15 protein-coding genes and 1 pseudogene are annotated in these 17,987 nt (G+C 60.4%); 8 read left to right on the top strand and 8 right to left on the bottom strand.

The features are described 5' to 3' along the window. The first annotated feature begins 260 nt into the window (after positions 1-260). The 5 genes from PGX04_RS16715 to PGX04_RS16735 all read left to right on the top strand — a co-directional run bounded on the left by PGX04_RS16715 (position 261) and on the right by PGX04_RS16735 (position 5,746). Positions 261-1,322, top strand: coding sequence for an alcohol dehydrogenase catalytic domain-containing protein (locus PGX04_RS16715; RefSeq protein WP_273739552.1), 1,062 nt, complete (start codon positions 261-263; stop codon positions 1,320-1,322). A gap of 73 nt (positions 1,323-1,395) precedes the next feature. Continuing rightward, positions 1,396-1,566 carry a hypothetical protein gene (locus PGX04_RS16720; protein ID WP_273739553.1) on the top strand — a complete coding sequence of 57 codons (171 nt, stop codon included), beginning with the start codon at positions 1,396-1,398 and terminating at the stop codon, positions 1,564-1,566. Positions 1,567-2,042: 476 nt separating this feature from the next. Next, a complete protein-coding gene (gene rdfA / locus PGX04_RS16725; RefSeq protein ID WP_273739554.1) occupies positions 2,043-2,669 on the top strand; it encodes a rod-determining factor RdfA in 627 nt (208 codons plus the stop codon). Positions 2,670-2,857: 188 nt separating this feature from the next. Continuing rightward, on the top strand, positions 2,858-4,807 hold the full coding sequence (locus PGX04_RS16730) for an archaea-specific SMC-related protein (protein WP_273739555.1): 1,950 nt from the start codon (positions 2,858-2,860) through the stop codon (positions 4,805-4,807). A 171-nt stretch (positions 4,808-4,978) separates the two neighbouring features. Continuing rightward, positions 4,979-5,746, top strand: a complete 768-nt coding sequence (locus PGX04_RS16735; protein WP_273739556.1) for an IclR family transcriptional regulator — start codon at positions 4,979-4,981, stop codon at positions 5,744-5,746. 228 nt (positions 5,747-5,974) lie between these two features. On the opposite strand, the gene PGX04_RS16740 is transcribed toward PGX04_RS16735, so the two are convergent. From PGX04_RS16740 to PGX04_RS16755, 4 genes and pseudogenes are all read right to left on the bottom strand, one after another. Beyond that, positions 5,975-7,852 carry a CocE/NonD family hydrolase gene (locus tag PGX04_RS16740; RefSeq protein WP_273739557.1) on the bottom strand — a complete coding sequence of 626 codons (1,878 nt, stop codon included), beginning with the start codon at positions 7,850-7,852 and terminating at the stop codon, positions 5,975-5,977. 99 nt (positions 7,853-7,951) lie between these two features. Continuing rightward, positions 7,952-8,947: a TatD family hydrolase gene (locus tag PGX04_RS16745; RefSeq protein ID WP_273739558.1), complete on the bottom strand. Its 996-nt coding sequence runs from the start codon at positions 8,945-8,947 to the stop codon at positions 7,952-7,954. Positions 8,948-8,949: 2 nt separating this feature from the next. Next, positions 8,950-9,093 (bottom strand): annotated as a pseudogene (locus PGX04_RS16750) (fumarylacetoacetate hydrolase family protein); the annotation flags it as partial. Between the two features lie 13 nt (positions 9,094-9,106). Then, complete coding sequence (locus PGX04_RS16755; protein WP_273739560.1) at positions 9,107-9,514, bottom strand: DoxX family protein; 408 nt, start codon at positions 9,512-9,514, stop codon at positions 9,107-9,109. 245 nt (positions 9,515-9,759) lie between these two features. Between PGX04_RS16755 and PGX04_RS16760 the strand changes: the two genes are divergently transcribed. Next, positions 9,760-10,647 (top strand): fumarylacetoacetate hydrolase family protein, encoded by an 888-nt coding sequence (locus PGX04_RS16760; protein WP_273739561.1) that lies wholly within the window; start codon positions 9,760-9,762, stop codon positions 10,645-10,647. Between the two features lie 69 nt (positions 10,648-10,716). On the opposite strand, the gene PGX04_RS16765 is transcribed toward PGX04_RS16760, so the two are convergent. Then, entirely contained in the window at positions 10,717-11,655 is a 939-nt protein-coding gene (locus PGX04_RS16765) for an alpha/beta hydrolase (RefSeq protein ID WP_273739562.1), read from the bottom strand. A gap of 278 nt (positions 11,656-11,933) precedes the next feature. Here PGX04_RS16765 and PGX04_RS16770 point away from each other — a divergent pair, with 278 nt between their 5' ends. Continuing rightward, the gene (locus tag PGX04_RS16770; RefSeq protein WP_273739563.1) at positions 11,934-12,890 is read left to right on the top strand and encodes a VOC family protein; all 957 of its coding nucleotides are present in this window, start codon (positions 11,934-11,936) and stop codon (positions 12,888-12,890) included. A 106-nt stretch (positions 12,891-12,996) separates the two neighbouring features. Here PGX04_RS16770 and PGX04_RS16775 read toward each other — a convergent pair whose 3' ends face one another. From PGX04_RS16775 to PGX04_RS16785, 3 genes are all read right to left on the bottom strand, one after another. Further along, positions 12,997-14,001: a TatD family hydrolase gene (locus tag PGX04_RS16775; protein ID WP_273739564.1), complete on the bottom strand. Its 1,005-nt coding sequence runs from the start codon at positions 13,999-14,001 to the stop codon at positions 12,997-12,999. A 188-nt stretch (positions 14,002-14,189) separates the two neighbouring features. Next, the gene (locus PGX04_RS16780; protein WP_273739565.1) at positions 14,190-15,419 is read right to left on the bottom strand and encodes a CaiB/BaiF CoA transferase family protein; all 1,230 of its coding nucleotides are present in this window, start codon (positions 15,417-15,419) and stop codon (positions 14,190-14,192) included. A 1,714-nt stretch (positions 15,420-17,133) separates the two neighbouring features. Beyond that, a complete protein-coding gene (locus PGX04_RS16785) occupies positions 17,134-17,385 on the bottom strand; it encodes an ArsR family transcriptional regulator (protein ID WP_273739566.1) in 252 nt (83 codons plus the stop codon). Between the two features lie 335 nt (positions 17,386-17,720). Between PGX04_RS16785 and PGX04_RS16790 the strand changes: the two genes are divergently transcribed. After that, positions 17,721-17,987 (top strand): PadR family transcriptional regulator (locus PGX04_RS16790; protein ID WP_273739567.1); only part of this gene is annotated, 267 nt, incomplete at its 3' end.

Consider the following 17,987-nt stretch of genomic DNA (forward strand, 5'->3'; position numbering starts at 1 on the left):
CGGCCGTTCGTCGATTGTGCGAACCGATCAGGTCCCGCCCCCGTTTGTCCCGCCGAGATGAGTGGCAGCCGATCCGGTACGAGTGTTACCCGACTCACACAGCGAGACGAACGAGTTCTACGGTACCTCGAGCACGGGTTGACGAACAGTTCGATCCTCGAAGCCGTCTCGATCGGCTATCGGCTCGGTACCGGTGTCGCCGCGGCGCCGTCAACGCCGCACCAACGTTTATTGCAACTGGCTTGAAACTATACCTCGACATGCGAGCAGCACGATATTACGGTCCAAGGGACGTCCGCGTCGAAGAGATGGACCCGGAAACGGTCGGTGCGAACGACGTACGGGTCGAGGTCGCGGCGTGCGGAATCTGTGGATCCGACCTCCACGAGTACGCCGCCGGTCCGATCACGATACCCGAAGCGCCCCATCCCGTCACCGGTGACGCGCTTCCGATCACGATCGGACACGAAATCGGCGGGACGATCGTCGAAACGGGGGCTGACGTCGATCTCGAGGAGGGAACGAACGTCGCCGTCAACCCGATCATCTGGTGTGGCGACTGTCAGTACTGCGACGGGGGGAACTATCACCGCTGCCAGTCGGGCGGCTTCGTCGGCCTCTCCGGTGGAGGCGGCGGCTTCTCGGAGAACGTCGTCGTCTCCGCCGAGAAGGCCATCCCCATTCCGGACGACGTCCCGGTCGAACTCGCCGCGCTCGTCGAACCGTTCACGGTCGGCGTTCACGCCGTCGAACAATCGGGTCTCAGACCCGGCGATGCCGTCGCCGTCTTCGGAAGCGGCCCCATCGGTCTCGCGGTCCTTCAGGCCGCTCTTGCGGCCGGTGCGGGACCGGTGTACGTGTCGGAACCGCAGGCGACTCGACGAACGCGAGCCGCGGACTGCGGTGCCGACGTAACTATCGATCCGAGCGACGGTGACCCCGTTTCAACCATCCGCGACGAGACCGGCGGTGTCGACGTCGCGTTCGAGGTCGCCGGCGTCGAACAGTCGCTCAATCACGCACTCACCGTCACGAGAGCCGGCGGGACAGCGACTATCGTGAGTCTCTTCGAGGAACCGGTCGCTATCGATCCGAACGACATCGTGGTCACCGAGCGAATCGTCGTCGGAACGGCGGCGTTCGAGGGGGGACCGCTTTCCGGCCGCGAGTTCGGAACGACCGTTCGGAACTTCGCGACCGGCGACTTCGACCCGGAGGCGCTCGTGACGTCGCGGATCGATCTCGAGGATATCGTCGAGGACGGATTCGAGACGCTCATGGCGGACGGGAGCGACGAAGTGAAGATTCTGGTCCGGCCGTAACTGGGGCCGATACCGGAGCGCTCCGCGAGCAACGATACGCAGTTGTCGTGACCCTGCTGGCCGACTCCCGCGAGTGGGTGATAGTCAGCTCGACCTCGTTGACGACGCTCAGAATCAGTTCGACGACGTCTTCTTTCAGATATTCGTCGTCCATACGATGGCGTGGCCCCGCGACGGAACACGCGCCGATGACGGTCTCATCGGGAACGACGGGGACTGCGACGGCGACGAGCTCCGCCAGTAACTCCGCCTCGTCGGTTAGCGTCTTCTCCATTGTCCCCGGAACCCGACGTCGTCGATGTGGCTTCGAACTGTCGATTCCGGAAGCTGAGAGGATGGCCTTTCCGCCCGCGTTCAGGGTGGATCGAGCCGGCGGCCGAGACGGGTCCGCGTGAAAACGCCCTGCGTCCCGTTTTCTCGGAACAGAGTGATACCCGGCCGGCCTCGAGGATGGAGACCATATCTGTCCGTAAACCGGAATTCGCGGAACCATCTCACTCTCTTCTCGGTTTGTCCGTCTGGTCACCGCTTCTGTAACAACGGTACTGCTGTTATCCTAATCGGGAGTTTTCGTAACAGTGGTACCACCGTTATGGTAATCCCCTGATTGAGACTACTCGTTGCTGTCGATCGGAGATGAAACGGCGAAACGAGGCCCGAGAGCGTCGATATCCGGCGCAGTCACAAAGTATTTCTTCGATACACCCGACCGTGTGCAGTATGCCCGCGACGGACGATGACTTGGACGAAACTCGAGGTCGGAACAGCAAGGTCAACCGTCTCATAGAGACGTACGAACTGCGGGGTCTCGGCGGGGAACTCGAACGATTATGGACGGCCGATGAAAGCGAGAATCGAAAGAGTTTGCGCGAACTCGCGACCTTGTTCAACCGACGATTGGTACAGAGTGCGATGGAAGACGTCAGAATGCAATCGCTCGACGGTGAGGCGGAGAATATCTGCCGGCTCCTCACTGACGAGCACGTCGCCAGTGCCGATCGCACGCGAACGCGTCGGCGACTCGAACGGGACGGCGTCGACGTCGACGCGCTCGAAGCCGATTTCGTCTCGTACCAGTCGATACGGACCTATCTCACCACCTATCGGGATGCGAGTTACACGAAGAACGCCGAATCCACGAACTCGGTCAAAGAGACGGTCCAGCGGTTACGAAGCAGGATTACGGAAGTCACGGAGAGCAAACTATCCCGTTTAGCGAAGCGGGGCGAACTACTCCCCGGCGATTTCCGCGTTATCGTCGATATCCGTGCCGTCTGCGAAAACTGCGGCACGCAAACGGGCGTGATTGCGCTCATAGACGACGGCGGCTGTGACTGTCAGGAGTAGTCCCGACTCCCGAAATAAAACGCTGCGTGCCGATTACGTTCTGCTACGGTCTGCATAACCGAGAGACAGCCGTAGCGTGAACGGACCACGCCGAGCGCTACTGACACGTAACTTCGTTCGGAGACGGAATACAGTCGTTTCGATAGAACAAATAAGTTATCCGTCTCGGAGCGAAAATGAGCGACAATATGGATTCTACACAAAAGAAGCACGGAACGGTGCACGTCGATATCGAGAATATCGGTGGTATCGACCGGACGGACGTCGCATTCGAACCGGGAGTCACGTTACTGGTCGGTCGAAACGCGACAAACCGCACCTCCTTCCAGACTGCCCTTATGGCCGCACTGGGGAGCGACAGTGCCTCCCTCAAAGGCGATGCTGAAGAAGGGCACGTCGAACTGTCGGTCGACGGCGAAACCTACTCTCGGACGTTGACTCGAGATGGACCGACCGTTCGGACTACTGGCGACGCGTATTTCGACGATCCGACGCTCGGTGATCTCTTCGCGTTCCTTCTCGAGAACAACGACGCCAGACAAGCCGTCGCTCGAGGTGACGATCTTCGAGAGATTATCATGCACCCGATCGACACGAAGGAGATTCAGTCGGAGATCGACCGGCTGCTGGAGCGAAGAAGCGACGTGGAACGTCGACTGGACGAAATCGACTCCCTGAAACGGGAGCTTCCGTCGCTGGAGGCGGAGAGACGCGATCTCGACGGCGAAATCGAGGAGAAAAAATCCGAGCTCTCGGAAATAGAGGAGGAGATAGATCAGAAAGACGCCGATATCGAGGAAAGCAGGCAAACGGAGGACGAAGCGGACGAGAAACTCGACGAGTTACAGGAGACGAGGCGCGAACTCACCGACGTTCGATACGATCTCGAAACGGAACAGGACAGTGTCGCTGAGCTGCGATCGGAATTGCAGGAGCTAGAGGACGAGCGGGCCGAACTCTCGGAGATGAATGCGGATGAACTCCAGCGGATCGAATCGGAAGTCGACCGTCTTCGGTCGAAAAAACGAGCGATAGAATCGGAGATCAGTGAACTCCAGAGTATTCTGCAGTTCAACGAGGGAATGCTGGAAGACGTCGACGACGAGATCCTCTCCGCTCTCGGTTTCGAAAAGAGCGAACAGGAATCGGTGACGGACAGATTGGTGCCCGACGACACCGTCCAGTGTTGGACCTGTGGCAGTACGGTCGAGGCCGACCAGATCGAAGCGACCGTCGACACGCTTCGCGAGCTCAGCCGAACGAAATTCCAAACGGTACGGGAGATCGACGACGACCTCAAGGAACTGAAGCAGAAGAAGCGAGCGATACAACAGCAGAAACAGCGTCGAGAACGGCTGGATACGAAGCTGCAGCGGGTGGAGCAAAACATCGAGCGGAGTACGGCTCGCATCGAAGACCTGCAGGATCGACGGGACGAGTTCACTCAGGAGATCGAACGCATCGAAGAAACGATCGGCAAACGGGAAGACGAAGCGCGAAGCGAGATACTCTCCCTTCACAGGGACGCGAACCAGCTCGAGTACGAACTCGGACAACTCGAAAACGAGCGCGAGAGCGTGGACGACGAAATCACCGCGATCGAGGAACAGCTGGCCGAGCAGCGCGACTTGGAAGACGAGGCGGACGAGATACGGGACGAGGTAGAACAGCTCCGGACGAGAATCGATCGAATAGAGCAGGAAGCGGTCGAAGAATTCAACCACCATATGGACGAGATTCTCGACCGGCTCGGATACGAAAACCTCGAGCGCATCTGGCTCGAACGAGTCGATACTGCGGTTCGTGACGGCCGGAAGAAAGTCTCCAAAACGACGTTCGAACTCCATATCGTGAGAACGACTGCGTCCGGCACTTCCTACGAGGATACCGTCGATCATCTCAGCGAGAGCGAACGGAACGTGGCCGGACTCGTCTTTGCGCTGGCCGGGTATCTCGCACACGACGTCTACGAGACGCTTCCGTTTATGGTGTTAGATTCCCTCGAAGCGATCGACTCGAAACGGATCGCGAAGCTGGTCGACTACTTTCAGGGCTACTGTCAGTATCTCGTCGTCGCGCTGCTGCCGGAAGACGCCGAATCGCTCGACGGCGACTACGAGCGGATAACGGAGATATAAGGGCGTCTCGGTATCTTTCGATCGCTCGCTTCCAGCGCGTGCTGGAGAGAGGGACATCCCGATTGACCCGTCCGGTCACGTGCGGTAGCCCGTTCGTTTCTCACCACGACCTCGTCAGTTCTCACTTCCGAGTATGTGGGATTTTTGTTGTAGGGCGCGTATGATGCTGCTATGGGAAACAGGATCAAAACGCGGTCGAAAACGACGGAAACATCGCTCGATATCGTCGATGTAATTCGCGAACTGGAAGGTGCAACTATCGCAGAACTGTCCGAACATATGGGATTGTCCGAAAGCACGGTTCACCGCCATCTGGTTTCGCTGCAGGAATACGGGTACGTCGTGAAAGACGAGGACCGCTACCACGTCGGGCTCCGATTTCTCACGTTGGGCGGCTACGCACAGCAGCGGGTTACCGCGTACCCGATGATCAAAGAAAAAGTGGATCAACTCGCGGAGAAGACGGGGGAACGCGCCCAGTGCATCGTCGAAGAGAACGGCCGTCGAGTGTACCTCTACACGGAGGTCGGCGAAAGCGCCGTCCAGACGGGTGCCCACATCGGACGGCGCGGCCCCTTACACGTGAGCGCGGCCGGGAAGGCGATACTCGCCATGCTCCCGGACGAGCGGGTCGACGAGATAGTCGATACGTACGGGTTGTCGGGCGGAACGCGGAACAGCATCTCGACTCGAGCGGAACTGGCGGAAACGCTTCGAGCAGTCCGCGACAGGGGGTACGGGCTCAACAAACAGGAGACGACGGAGGGCGTCAACGCCATCGGTGCGCCGATCATGAACAACGACGAGGAAGTTATCGGCGCGCTGAGCGTCTCGGGACCGGCGAATCGACTCAAAGAGGAACAGCTGGTCGAGACCGTTTCCGAAGAGGTGTTGGCGGCGACCAACGAAGTCGAACTCCACATCGCCCATTCGGTCTGATCGCGGCATCGGGCCGCGATTCGTGCTCGATCAGTCGACCGACAGAAAAGCATCACTCGAGTTGCGGACACTCTCGGTTACTGCTGCCATTTTGAATCCAGTTCACAGTACGGCTCGACCCGCAGCACGTCGCCGCAGCCCGCAACCGCCGTCCGACATCTGATATAATTTGTAGGACTGAAGGGGTCGGCGTTCACGGCCGGAATTACTGTCTCTCCGAGAGATCTGTTACCGCGGAACGACGGGTAGCTCCACGGAAGTCGGGTGCTTTCGGTCGTGGTAAATCGTATTCGTTGCGGTTTCGGCCGTTCGTCCGCCGTACAATCGTTCTCCCGTATTTCGATTGACGTCGTACCGCGGGAAGTTCGAAGACGAGATATCCAGCCGAATCCGGTGGCCTTCAGTGAAGACATTCGCCGTCGGATACAGCTCGAGTTCGTATTCGTACACCGCTCCGGGTTCGACGAAGTCAGGGTCATCTCGATAGCCGCGATACCGCGCCCGACAGATCGAATCGGTGAGATTGAGAGCGAATCCGTCACTGAAGTCATCGGACGGCGGATACTCGTCGATCAACTTCGCGGTGAAGTCCGTGTCGACGGCCGTCGTTTCGGCGTACAGTCGAACCCGGATCGGCCCGGTAATCGTCAGGTCGCGCTCTAACGGGGTAGTCCTGAAGACAACCACGTCGTCCCGGTGTTCGAGCGGTCCGTACGGCGGCTCCGCGCCGAACGTGTCTGGCCGCGTCCGTTGATCGAATCCGCCGCTGCCCGTAATAGTCTCGAGATGGCGCTCTTCGAGCGGATACTCGAGGAGCGATTCGTCCCGTTGCTCGTACGTGACGTACGACGAGCAGTTCCCGCCGATCGTCGGAACGGGATCGTCGGGATCGAACTGATACGTGGTGGTAGCGGACGATGCGGTCGGCTCCGTCCGCTCGAGCGAGCCGTCGGGGTGGGCGTAGAACGTCGCGTACTCCGTCTCGGGAAGCGGCCACCCCTCGGCCGTCGCCCACTCGCCGCCGTGGGAGAGACGGTCGCTCGAGCGACGGGAACCGTCTCCCGTCCCCATCCGGAAGTACCGGACCGGCGGCTCGTCCCACGTGTCCAGTCCCTTCAGGTAGCGGTCGAAAAATCGCAGTCTCATCTCCTGGTAGTTCAAGAGCGCCCGGTCCCCGAACGCGATTTCACCGGCGTACGGTTTGTTCCAGGACGGAAGCGGATACTCGTTCCACCCGTGGGTCCAGGGTCCCATCAGGAGGAACTGATCCGACTCATTCCGCTCGGAGAGCGCCTCGAAATTGTCGCAGGTTCCCTTGGTGTACGAATCGTACCAGGCGCCCGCGTAGACGGTCGGCACGTCCGCCATCTCGTCGTAGTACGCTTCGAAGTTAATGCCGGGAGACTGCCACACGCGGTCGTCAGCGTCGCCCGTCTCCAGGAGTTCGAACAGCCACTCCTCGTAGTCGGGTATCTCTCGGAGGGGCGACTGGCCGCGTTGGACCGCTCCCTCGGCGAGCACGTCGCGGACGTCGACGTTCGCCAGTCGTTCCTGGAGCGCCGAGTCCTGGAGTACTCGCGTCGCAAATCCGCCGCCGAGCGTCAGCGCCCAGCAGAGCCACCGGAGTTCGAACGCCCCGTGGTGGCGAAGCGTCGCCGTCCGGCCGTTCGCCGGCCCCTGATTGACGAACATCGCCTCGAGGTGCGGCGGGTCCTGGGTCGCGAGCGCGCTCTGGACCCACGCCCCGTACGACGTTCCGATCGTCCCGACCGATCCGTTACAGTACTCCCGCTCGGCCAGCCACTCCACGGTGTCGTACCCGTCCTCCGGTTCGTTGACGAACAGTTCGAACGCCCCGTCGCTCCCGAACCGACCGCGACAGTCCTGCACGGCGACGACGTAGCCGCGTTTCGCGAACCACTCGCCGTGTCGTTCCAGCTCCCCGCGCTTGTTGTACGGCGTTCGGCTGAGCAGTGCGGGCCGCGGGCGCTCGAGGATGCCGTCGTCGGCAGGCAGATAGATGTCGGTGGCGAGTTCGGTTCCGTCGCGCATCTCGACCGTCACGTCCAGTCGAGCGTGCACGTCGTACTCGGGGTCGGAAGTCATAGACGTACTACGTCGCTACCGGCACTTAATAATATACCCGCGGAATTCCGATCGTCGCGGTTCCGAACGGACGGAGACGGGAGACGAACGAATCGTCGATCAGTTCAGGACGTCTCGCGGATTCTCGTACACGACTTGCCGAATCGTCTCGACGTCGAGCCCCATCCGGTACATCTCGAGGATCGTCCGCTTGAAGGCGAACACGTCGCTCCGGAGCACGCCCGCGCTGTCGGTTTCGACCAGGATACGATCCGGACCGTACTCCGCGACTACTTCGGCGACGTCAGTGGGCGTAACGCCGAGCAGCCACGGGTAGCTGACGGTGAAGCTGAGGTAGCAATCGGTGTTCTCCAGGACGTACGGCGCGATTTTCGTGTCCGCGTGAGACAACACCAGCTGCTCGTCCGGCAGTCCCGCGTCGTCTTTCAGGTCGATATCGATCTCGACCGCTTCCCGTTTCGGATAGTCCGACGTCAGGACCGGCTCCTGTTGCAGGGAGAGGTCCAGTTCGTAGCCCGGAACGTCGCCGCGCACTCGATCCGGGAAGTCGACGTCCTCGAGGTCGGCGGGCGTGTGCAGGATCGCCGGAAGGTCGTGGTCCGCGGCGATCTCGAGTTGCCGTCTCGTGACGTCCTTCTGGCTCTCGAGATCCCAGCCGGCGACGTGTTGTGCCTCGGTGATGCCGATCTCGCCGACCGCGGCGACCTCCTCGAGTTCGCAGTAGTCCGGCAAGACGTCGAGGAGTTCCTCGTAGTTTTCGACGCGCGCTCCGGTGTGGATGCCGATACCGACGTTCGCGTCCACCAGGTGCGATTCCCGGATCTGTGCGAGTCGGCTGAGCGCATCGTCCCAGAGGTACCGGACGTCCTCCGGTGCCACGGGCTTGTACGGCGTCCAGTAGTACGCCGCGGCCATCATCACCATCGACTGACAGCCGCTGATCGCGAACTTCTCGCGTTCGTTCCACGAGAGCGTATGCGCGTGGTTGTGAACGTCTATCCACGGCATACTGGTCAGTTCCGGCGGAATCGCTTCGCTCTCCTCGAGACCGGACTCGGCGTCCGTCGGACGCCGCGTGGGGTACTCCTGTGGCATGGTCATTCAGTGTACTGGCAGGGGTTTGTAAGTTCCCCGAGTCCATCGATACCGACCGTCACACTATCCCCGTCGGAGAGGAGCACCTGCGGATCGCGGAAGTAGCCGACGCCGTCCGGCGTTCCGGTGAATAGCACGTCCCCCGGAGAACGCTCGTCTTCAGAACAGACTCACGTTCACGGCGTAGGCCCACGTTTCGCTTCCCACCGACAGCAGAACCAGGGCTCCGCCGAGCAGGCCGACGTTCTTCAGAAAGTGGTTCAGTTCGTTCTGTCGGTCCTCTCCGGACGCGTTCCAGAAATCGTGGAACAACGGCGTCGCAACGATGAGGAACGTGGCGAGCGCTCCCGCCGAGATCACCGGATACACCCCGAAAATGATCCCCAGCGAGCCGAGGACGAGGACGACTCCCGACGAGATCACAGACAGTGACGGGGCGACCATACCCTTGTACTGTGCGTATCCGACGCGTCCCTCGTAATCCGCGAAGTGATTGTACCCGTTGTACAGGAACAGGACGCCGAACAGGAGGCGTCCGGCTAACAGGAACTCGCCTTCAAGCGCCATTGGCCCCCTCCCGGAACGATTGCTTTGCATCTGACATACTCGGCTGCTGGTAACGAATCTCGAACATCGCCCTATCATACGAACTGTTAACACTATACATCTTACGGCAGGAGATACTGTCGGCTCTCGCGAGATGACGGCCATCGTCGATCCGAGAACCGGGATCGCCGGTCTTCGGGTGCGGATCGAGCCCGGCCCCTCCCATCATCGGGATTAAGTACCACGGGCGTGTTTTTCGAGTCAGAATGAGAATTGGGCAATTCAGCGCGGGAGAAACCGAGCAGCAGTGGTGTGGCGCACTCGTCGACGACGACACCGTCGTGAATCTCCCCGCGTCCGGAACGGCAGCGGGGGTCGATATCCCGCGGACCCTCTCGGCCCTGCTCGAGGAATGGAACTGGCAGCGAAAGGTCTCGCTCGCGCTCGAATACGCGACGGAAACCGGCATGAATCAGTACGACATCGACGAACTCACGCGACACGCGCCCGTCGGCGACCCGCAGAAGGTCGTGTGCGTCGGACTGAATTACGAGGATCACGCCGAGGAAGGCGACAATCCGATCCCCGACGAACCGGTCCTGTTCTCGAAGTTTCCGACGGCGGTGACGGGGCCCGGTGACGAGATCACGTGGGATCCGGAGTACACCGAGCAGGTAGATTACGAAGCCGAACTCGTCGTCGTGATCGGTCGGGAAGCGCGGAACGTGAGCGAAGACGACGCCGAGGAGTATATCGCCGGGGTCACCGTCGGGAACGATATTTCGGCGCGCGACCTGCAACACAGCGACGGACAGTGGGTTCGCGGGAAGAGTCTGGATACGTTCGCGCCCACCGGCCCGGAGCTGGTCACGCTGGAGGAGATCGACGATCCCCACGACCTCGACATCTGGGCCGAAATCGACGGCGAACGCCGCCAGGATTCGACGACGTCGAATCTCATCTTCGGGATCGACGAACTCGTTTCGTTCTGCAGTCAGGCCTTCACGCTCACCCCCGGCGACCTCATCTTCACCGGGACGCCGCCGGGCGTCGGCGTCTACCGCGACCCGCCGGTTCTCCTGGACGACGGAACGACGGTAACCATCGGCATCGACGGCGTCGGCGAACTGACGAACACGTGTCGGCAGCAGTAGCCGAATACTCCGCCGGCCCGACGCGCAGAAACGAACCGTTCGAAACGCGATCCGACTGTTTTGACGGTCTCACTCGAGAGCGGTTCGCAGATCGTCGGCGATATCCGCGAGCGCTTCCCGCGACCGATCGAACTCGAACGGCTCCGCGGCTAACTGGACGAAGGCGTGGATGGCGTCGTCGTAGTGGTGGTGGGAGACGTCGACACCGGCCTCCTCGAGTCGCTCGGCATACGCGACTCCCTCGTCGCGAAGCGGGTCGAATCCGCCCGTTACGACCGTCGCGGGCGGTAGCCCTTCGAAGTCGGGAGCCAAGAGCGGAAACGCGTAGACGTTCATCGCATCGATCTCGCGTTCGAAGTACTGCTCGTCGAACCAGGTCAGGTCCGCTGCCGTGATGAAGTACCCCTCTCCGTTCTCGTCGATCGAGTCCCAGTCCTGATGGGGGGAGACCGACGGATAGAGAAGTACCTGATATGCGATGTCGGGACCGTCTCGGTCGCGGGCCATGTGTGCGACGACCGCCGCGAGGGTTCCGCCGGCCGAATCGCCGGCGACGACGAGTTCGTCGGGGTCGCAACCGAATTCCGTCGCGTTCTCGGCGACCCACTCCGTCGCCGCGTACGCGTCCTCGACGGCCGCCGGGAAGGGATGTTCCGGTGCGAGCCGGTAGTCGACTGCGACGACGGCGACGCCTGCGGTGTTTCCGAACGTTCGGCAGAACTGGTCGTGACTCTCGAGTCCGCCGGCGACGAAGCCGCCGCCGTGGAAGAACATCGTCACCGCGAACGGCTCTTCCCCGTCCGGAAGGTAGATCCGAAGCGGAAGGTCGCCGCCGGGTCCGTCGATGGTTCGGTCGATGACGTCTCCGACCGGTTCGGGTTCCTCGACCGCGAACACGTCGTCCGTGATCGCTCGAACCTCTTCGACCGGTAGTTCGTGAAACGCCGGTGCGTCTTCCGATTCTTCGATGAACGCCTGTAACTGTGGGTGTGTCTCTTGTGCACGCATCACACTGTTACATGACCCTCATTCAATAAATATGTTTAGGGGGAATGAGTTCCCGCTCGTCCCGATGCGTTCTCTCGTCTTCTCGACTCGGCCCCTGGTCCGCAATGTCCTGATTCGACAGCAGGTGGAACGCAAACGGTTCTGTGGAACCGCTTCCAGATCCCTCTACAGCTCCGCTGTTTGATACCATCCAAAAAGTGGTAGCAGAAACCTAACTGGCCGATATTTCATGGAAAACTATTTTAGGGTTCCCTCTAAACGTAATGGTGTACCATACCATGCCAGAGATTCCAGGGATCCACCACGTAACAGCGTTCTGTGACGACCCGCAGGAAAACTACGACTTCTTCACGAACGTTCTCGGGATGCGCTTCGTCAAGCGAACGGTCCGCTTCGACGTTCCCGAGAAGATCTATCACCTCTACTACGGGGACGAGGAGGGGACGCCCGGCACGATCGTGACCTACTTCCCGATGACCAACATGCCGATGGAGGAGGGGATGGTCGGCAAGGGAATGATGCGCTCGGTCGGGCTGACGATTCCCGACGGCTCGGTCGACTACTGGACGAACCGCTTCGAAGAGCACGACGTCGAGTTCACGCTCGACGAGCGCTTCGACGAGACCGCCATCGAGTTCACCGATCCCGACGGCCTTCCGTTCGAACTCGTCACCGGTGAGTCGGACATCGAGCCGTGGACAGATGGCAGCGACGTTCCCGCCGAACACGGCATCCGCGGGATGTTCAACACGACGCTGCACTCGAACGATCCAGCCGGCACCATGGACGTCCTCGAGACGATGGGGTGGGATCGCGTCGGCGAAGCAACTCACCCGCAGGCGGGCGACCGCATCCGATATGAAGCACCCGGCGACGCGCCGTGTGCCACCACGGTCGACGTCCTCATTCGTCCAAACGCACCGCAGGGCCGCATGGGAATCGGCACCTACCTCCACGTCGCCTACCGCGTCGCCAACGGCTGGGAACAGGACGAGGTCAGCGACACCCTCCGCGAAAACGGCTACATCACCACCTCGACGAAGGATCGCGACTACTTCCACTCGCGGTACATCACCGAACCCGGTGGTGCCATCTTCGAGTACGCGACCGACGGGCCCGGCTTCACCATCGATCAAGACCCCGCCGAGTACGGCGACGAACTGAAAGTTCCCGACTGGCTCGAGGTCGACATCGAGCGGATCGAAGAGATGCTCCCGCCACTCGAAACCAACTGACCTGATTTACTCCGCTCTCTTTCGTATCGGAGGCGAATAGGGCCGAGAACGAGACTGCTGGCCGGGGGACCATCATCGGGTCTCAGATACGTTCTCGAGTCTCCGATCAGTTCCCGAATCCAAACACGTCCCGCGGGTTCTCCAACACGACTTTCCGGATCGCCGCCTCGTCGATCCCGTAGCGATACAGTTCGAAGATCGCTCGTTTCAGCGCGAACGGATCGGTGCGGAGGACGTTCGCGCAGTCCGTATCGATCATGATCCGGTCCGGACCGTACTCGTCGATCGCGTCGGCGACGTCCGCGGCGGTAACGCCGATCAGCCACGAGTGGCCGATCGTAAAGCTCAGATAGCAGTCCGTGTGCTCCATCAGATACGCGGTATTGTTTTGGTCAGCGTGCGAGGCGACGACCCGCTCGTCGTCAATGCCCGCATCCCGCATGGCTTCGACGTCGAGTTCAACCGCCTCGAGCGCCGGGTTGTCGCCGTCGATCACCGGCTCCGTGCCGAGCCCCGTGTTCTTCTCGTAGCCGGGGGTCTGCACCTCCGGGCGGTACGACCGCTTTGATTCGGCAGATCGGTTGGGCGTATGGAGTATAATCGGCAGGTCGTAGGTATCCGCGAGTTCCATCTGCGCCTGGACGATCGCTCGCTGTTCGTCCACGTTCCAGCTACTGACCTGTTGGGATGGTGTGACGCCCGTCTCGCCGATCGCTGCAACCGCGTCCAGTTCGCAGTAGTCGTCCATCGCGTCCAGTAGCTCGTCCGGATCCTCGATCCGAACGCCCGTGTGAATACCGAGGCCGAGTTTGGCCTCGAAAAAGTGATTCCGCTCGATGGCCGCCCGACGATTGACCGCGTCGTCCCAGAGAAAGCGGACGTCGTCCGCTTCGACCGGCTTGTACGGCGTCCAGTGGTAGCCCGAGGTGACCAGTATCATCGCCTCACAGCCCGAAAGCGCGTACCGTTCTCGATCCGCCCACGAAAGCGTCTGCGCGTGATTGTGAACGTCGATCCAGGGGAGATTGAGGAGGTCGGTCGGCGGGTCGAACTCGTCCTCGTCGACGTACGCTGCGTCGGTCGGTCGCTTCGTCGGAGCGGTCGGTGACATTGTTCGGTATATGGGTTGCGTCGGACCCCCAATACGTCTTCGGGTCGTCGTTCGGCGTCTCCCCGCTCGGGAAATCGGTACGGCTGCTTCGGACGACGATTATCGCGACTCGACGCTCATCGGTCGCGGTTCGTCGATCGCGTCTCTCTCCCATCCCGGGAGTATCCCGCACCGGGCCCCTCAGTCTCTCATTCGCCCTCGCTCTCGGAGTCGGGCCGGGCACCGAAGACGCCGGCGTCCGCCATCTCGTTGATTTCGTCCGCCGAGTAGCCCAACTCCCGGAGGATCTCCCGATTGTGCTCGCCGAGTAGCGGCGGTGCCCGCTCGAACCCGCTGTCGACGCTATCGTACTTCAACGGGTGTTCGATCACGGGGATGGTCCCCAGCTCCGGGTGCTCGATTTCGGTCAGCGCGTCGCGCGCATCGATTTGCGGGTTGTGCAACGCCTCTTCGACGTCGAACACGGGACCCGCCGGTATCCCACCCTCCTCGGCGATGATTTCGGTCCACTCGTCGGTCGTCTTCGTTCGGAGCGTGGTCTCGATTTCGGCCTCGAGTTCGTCGAGATGATCGACTCGGTCGGCGTTCGTCTCGAAGCGCTCGTCCTCGGGCAAGTCGGGGCGGTCGATAACGTCGCACAGTTCGCCCCAGAGCTTCTCGTTGAGGATGCAGATGTTGATGTAGCTGTCTTCGGTCTCGAACGTCTGATACGGGGCGAGGACGGGATCCTTCGTCCCCATTCGCCGGGGTTCGTTGCCGGCGAAAACCTGGCCGGCCTGCTTGGTCAGCCACGGCAGTGCGGACTCGAGCATCCCGAGATCGATGTACTCGCCGTCGCCGGTCAGCTCTCGTCGGTACAGGGCGGTCGTCGCCCCGAACGCCGCCCACATCGCCGTGATAAGATCCGTCATCGGGAGCCCGACTTTCGCCGGCTGTCGGCCTTCTTCGCCGGTGACGCTCATGATCCCGCTCATTCCCTGAATGAGCAGGTCGTAGCCGGATCGCTCCCGCCACGGGCCCGTCTGCCCGAACGCGGAGATCGCAAGGTAGATGATATCCTCGTTGTGTTCCGTGATCGAATCGTAATCGACCTCGAGACGCTCGGCAGTTCCCGGGCGGAAGTTCTGAATGAAGATGTCCGCCGTTTCGGCGAGTTCGTACAGCGCCTCCTTGGCCTGCGGGTTCTTCAGATCGAGCTCGAGGCTTCGCTTCCCGTAGTTTACCGTCCAGTAGTACGGTGATTCACCCTGAACGAACGGCGGCCCGGAGTGTCGAATGGCATCTCCGTACCCCGGCTGCTCTATTTTGACGACCTCTGCGCCCTGATTCGCGAGCATCGACGAACAGAAGCCGCCGGTAACGAACGTGGAAAGGTCCAAAACCGTCACGCCATCCAATATCTTTTCTGTTCCAGTCATTCGTATCGATCAACCCGACGAACTGCCGGTGTGGTTTCGTGTCTCATAGTGTCGACGTGCGGACGAGCGGGAGCGACCCGCCGTAACTGCGGCTCCGCGTCCGTCCGCATCCGGTAATTGCGTGCAATCCCTCGCCGTCCGGTTCACCGGGGAGACGCTCCGCCAGCCGTACTTCGATCCCGGTACGTCCCTCGTTATCGGAACGGGTCCTCTCGTCGAGATACACTCGAGAACCGGTATAGCGACTCAACCGGCTCATAGGTCAAGATCCATCCATTTATTCATAAAACTACCGGCAATCGAACTCCCGCGCATTCAAACGCTTGTTCGGTTCATAGATGCCGTACTATGATAGCCACTGCAACGATTTACACCCTGATCGCACAGTCCGCGGTTCTCGCTCACTGTGTCTGCTCACGGCTCGCGTCGCTCACCGTTCGCGTTCCCGCGGTTCTCGCTCACTCTGTTCGCTCACGGCTCGTTTCACTCACCGTTCGCGTTCCCGCGGTTCTCGCTCACTGAGTTCGCTCCGAACCGCGCCTCGCTCCGAACCGCGCCTCGCTCCGAACCGCGTATCGCTCCGAACCGCGCCTCCGTCGGGCGATTGGGTGTGCAGTGACTTGCAATGGCTATCTGCTGAGAATGACATGGCTTGGTCGGATGTGGCTCGAGGGTATCGGTCTCCGTGAGTCGCACTGATTCAGGAGATCCTAATAATTAGGATCGATGGTTTACAGTCATATATCTGTAATTCTATCCAATCCGTCTTTGATATTGCTGTCACAGATCGAACACTGTGCCCGTATCGAGTGAATCCTGATATGTAGGATCAGGGCTCTGCGGTGATAGTCTCCGTTTTCGACTGGGGACCCGAACGGCTGATCGGGCATCTCGCTGGTCCACCGACTGAAGCACCTCCGAACGAGAAGCGGGAGCGATCGAACCAGCTGTAACGTCTAGTGTCGCATCACCACGATTACCTATTTATTATATGACCTATGTGTGATACACGCGTTATAGCAGTGTATTAAATAGACAAGATAGACACTGAGACGTGCCCGACTGCTGACCCACGAGTTGGAAAGCGACCCACGCTCATTTTGAGCGTGTGAAACTGCTCTTTGAGCGGTTTTCGTTCGATAGAGCCGATTCATCATTCAGTCTTACTCGAGAGAGAAGGCAGATGGCTGAACAACAGTTGAGAAAGAGAATCTCCCGGATAAATCACGCATATCGGGCAATTAGTACAGAAGCGCAGCGCCTGGATCGATTCCATACCGACCAACAACTGCGAGAGCAAGAATGAGTTTGCCCCAGTTATTATTGTAGTATATTCCCAAATCTGAGTTCTTCTATTTTTGAAAGATTCCTCACCTATACCGGCTAGACGCTGCCATCGCAACTATCCCAGTGATCCGTTTGTCTGCGTGTTCGCTGCGGCTTCGACAACGCCACCGAGAAATTCCGACAAAATAGAGACGGTCTCGAGTCGTCGATCCGCAGTACAGTGGTGGCCCGTGTGCTCGTCACGAAGACTGCCAACTGCCGCCGTTCGATCCGAACTCGAGTCGTCTCATCGATCGCCCCCAGTGACGTCGCGGGCGAGCTGACGGTTTAGCAGTGTGCTCGAGTCATAGACGTGACTGACATTAGTTCCCGTCGTGGTCGAATCCTGATTCTCCGTTCTCAGTTGTCTCGTCGACCGAGGATCCCGTCAGTCCTCGCTCGTATCGAACTCGCCGTCGAGGTACGCCTCACCGCGCTCTGTAATCACGTAAACACCGTTGCCGAGATGAGTGAGTAAATCGTGCTCTGCCAGTGTCCGAAGACGCCGAGAGATGTGGGATTTCGAAACCCGCACGTAGCCGCTCTCCTCGAGTTTCTTCGGCGAACCGGAGTCCTCGTTTCTGATGTACTCGAGTATACGGTCGTCCCAGATCGTCATCCATGACCCAGATTTTCGCATTCCTGTCTCCTTTACACCGTTTGCTCCCCTATTTGCCCCGTATAGTGCCTTTTAGACACAAGATTACATTTATGCAATATCAGGGCATTAGTGGCCAGTATGGAGCGACAGACTCGGCGAGGATGACTCTCGTCAGTTGGTGAGACCGAACGGCGTTGCAGCGCCGTCCGGCGAAAGCTCCGTGATCCAGAATGAATCTCGGATGGCCCGTGGGGCGGACGCCCCACAGACGATACGCGGCATCGCTCGCAGATAAATTGGGGGTTCGCTCTCGCTGTAACACTCGAGCCACCACCCCACTAACACCTCCTCGATGACACAGCAGGTGATCCAAATTGCTCCCTGACCCGCGACCGCCAACGTGGATCGAACTCACCGCCTTCCAGCGTGACTGTCTCGAGGCCATCGCCCGCCGCGAGCGGACCGGACGGCGCTGCGACGAACGCGGTATTATCCACACCCTCGAGCGCCGGTATCCCAGCGTCACCCGAACCAGACTCGAGCCGAACCTGCGGACCCTCGTCGGGCGCGGCCTCCTCGCGAAACGCGCGGGAGCTGACGACCGGTCGACCTATTCCCTGACCGACGAGGGGCGCGCCCTT

The sequence above is a fragment of the Natrinema soli genome (assembly GCF_028618695.1).

Coding starts and splice junctions, on each gene's coding strand:
- PGX04_RS16760 (WP_273739561.1), top strand. CDS start 9,760: ATGAGAATTGGGCAATTCAGCGCGGGAGAAACCGAGCAGCAGTGGTGT.
- PGX04_RS16780 (WP_273739565.1), bottom strand. CDS start 15,419: ATGACTGGAACAGAAAAGATATTGGATGGCGTGACGGTTTTGGACCTT.
- PGX04_RS16755 (WP_273739560.1), bottom strand. CDS start 9,514: ATGGCGCTTGAAGGCGAGTTCCTGTTAGCCGGACGCCTCCTGTTCGGC.
- PGX04_RS16730 (WP_273739555.1), top strand. CDS start 2,858: ATGGATTCTACACAAAAGAAGCACGGAACGGTGCACGTCGATATCGAG.
- PGX04_RS16740 (WP_273739557.1), bottom strand. CDS start 7,852: ATGACTTCCGACCCCGAGTACGACGTGCACGCTCGACTGGACGTGACG.
- PGX04_RS16735 (WP_273739556.1), top strand. CDS start 4,979: ATGGGAAACAGGATCAAAACGCGGTCGAAAACGACGGAAACATCGCTC.
- PGX04_RS16785 (WP_273739566.1), bottom strand. CDS start 17,385: ATGCGAAAATCTGGGTCATGGATGACGATCTGGGACGACCGTATACTC.
- PGX04_RS16745 (WP_273739558.1), bottom strand. CDS start 8,947: ATGCCACAGGAGTACCCCACGCGGCGTCCGACGGACGCCGAGTCCGGT.
- PGX04_RS16765 (WP_273739562.1), bottom strand. CDS start 11,655: ATGCGTGCACAAGAGACACACCCACAGTTACAGGCGTTCATCGAAGAA.
- PGX04_RS16775 (WP_273739564.1), bottom strand. CDS start 14,001: ATGTCACCGACCGCTCCGACGAAGCGACCGACCGACGCAGCGTACGTC.
- rdfA (WP_273739554.1), top strand. CDS start 2,043: ATGCCCGCGACGGACGATGACTTGGACGAAACTCGAGGTCGGAACAGC.
- PGX04_RS16715 (WP_273739552.1), top strand. CDS start 261: ATGCGAGCAGCACGATATTACGGTCCAAGGGACGTCCGCGTCGAAGAG.
- PGX04_RS16770 (WP_273739563.1), top strand. CDS start 11,934: ATGCCAGAGATTCCAGGGATCCACCACGTAACAGCGTTCTGTGACGAC.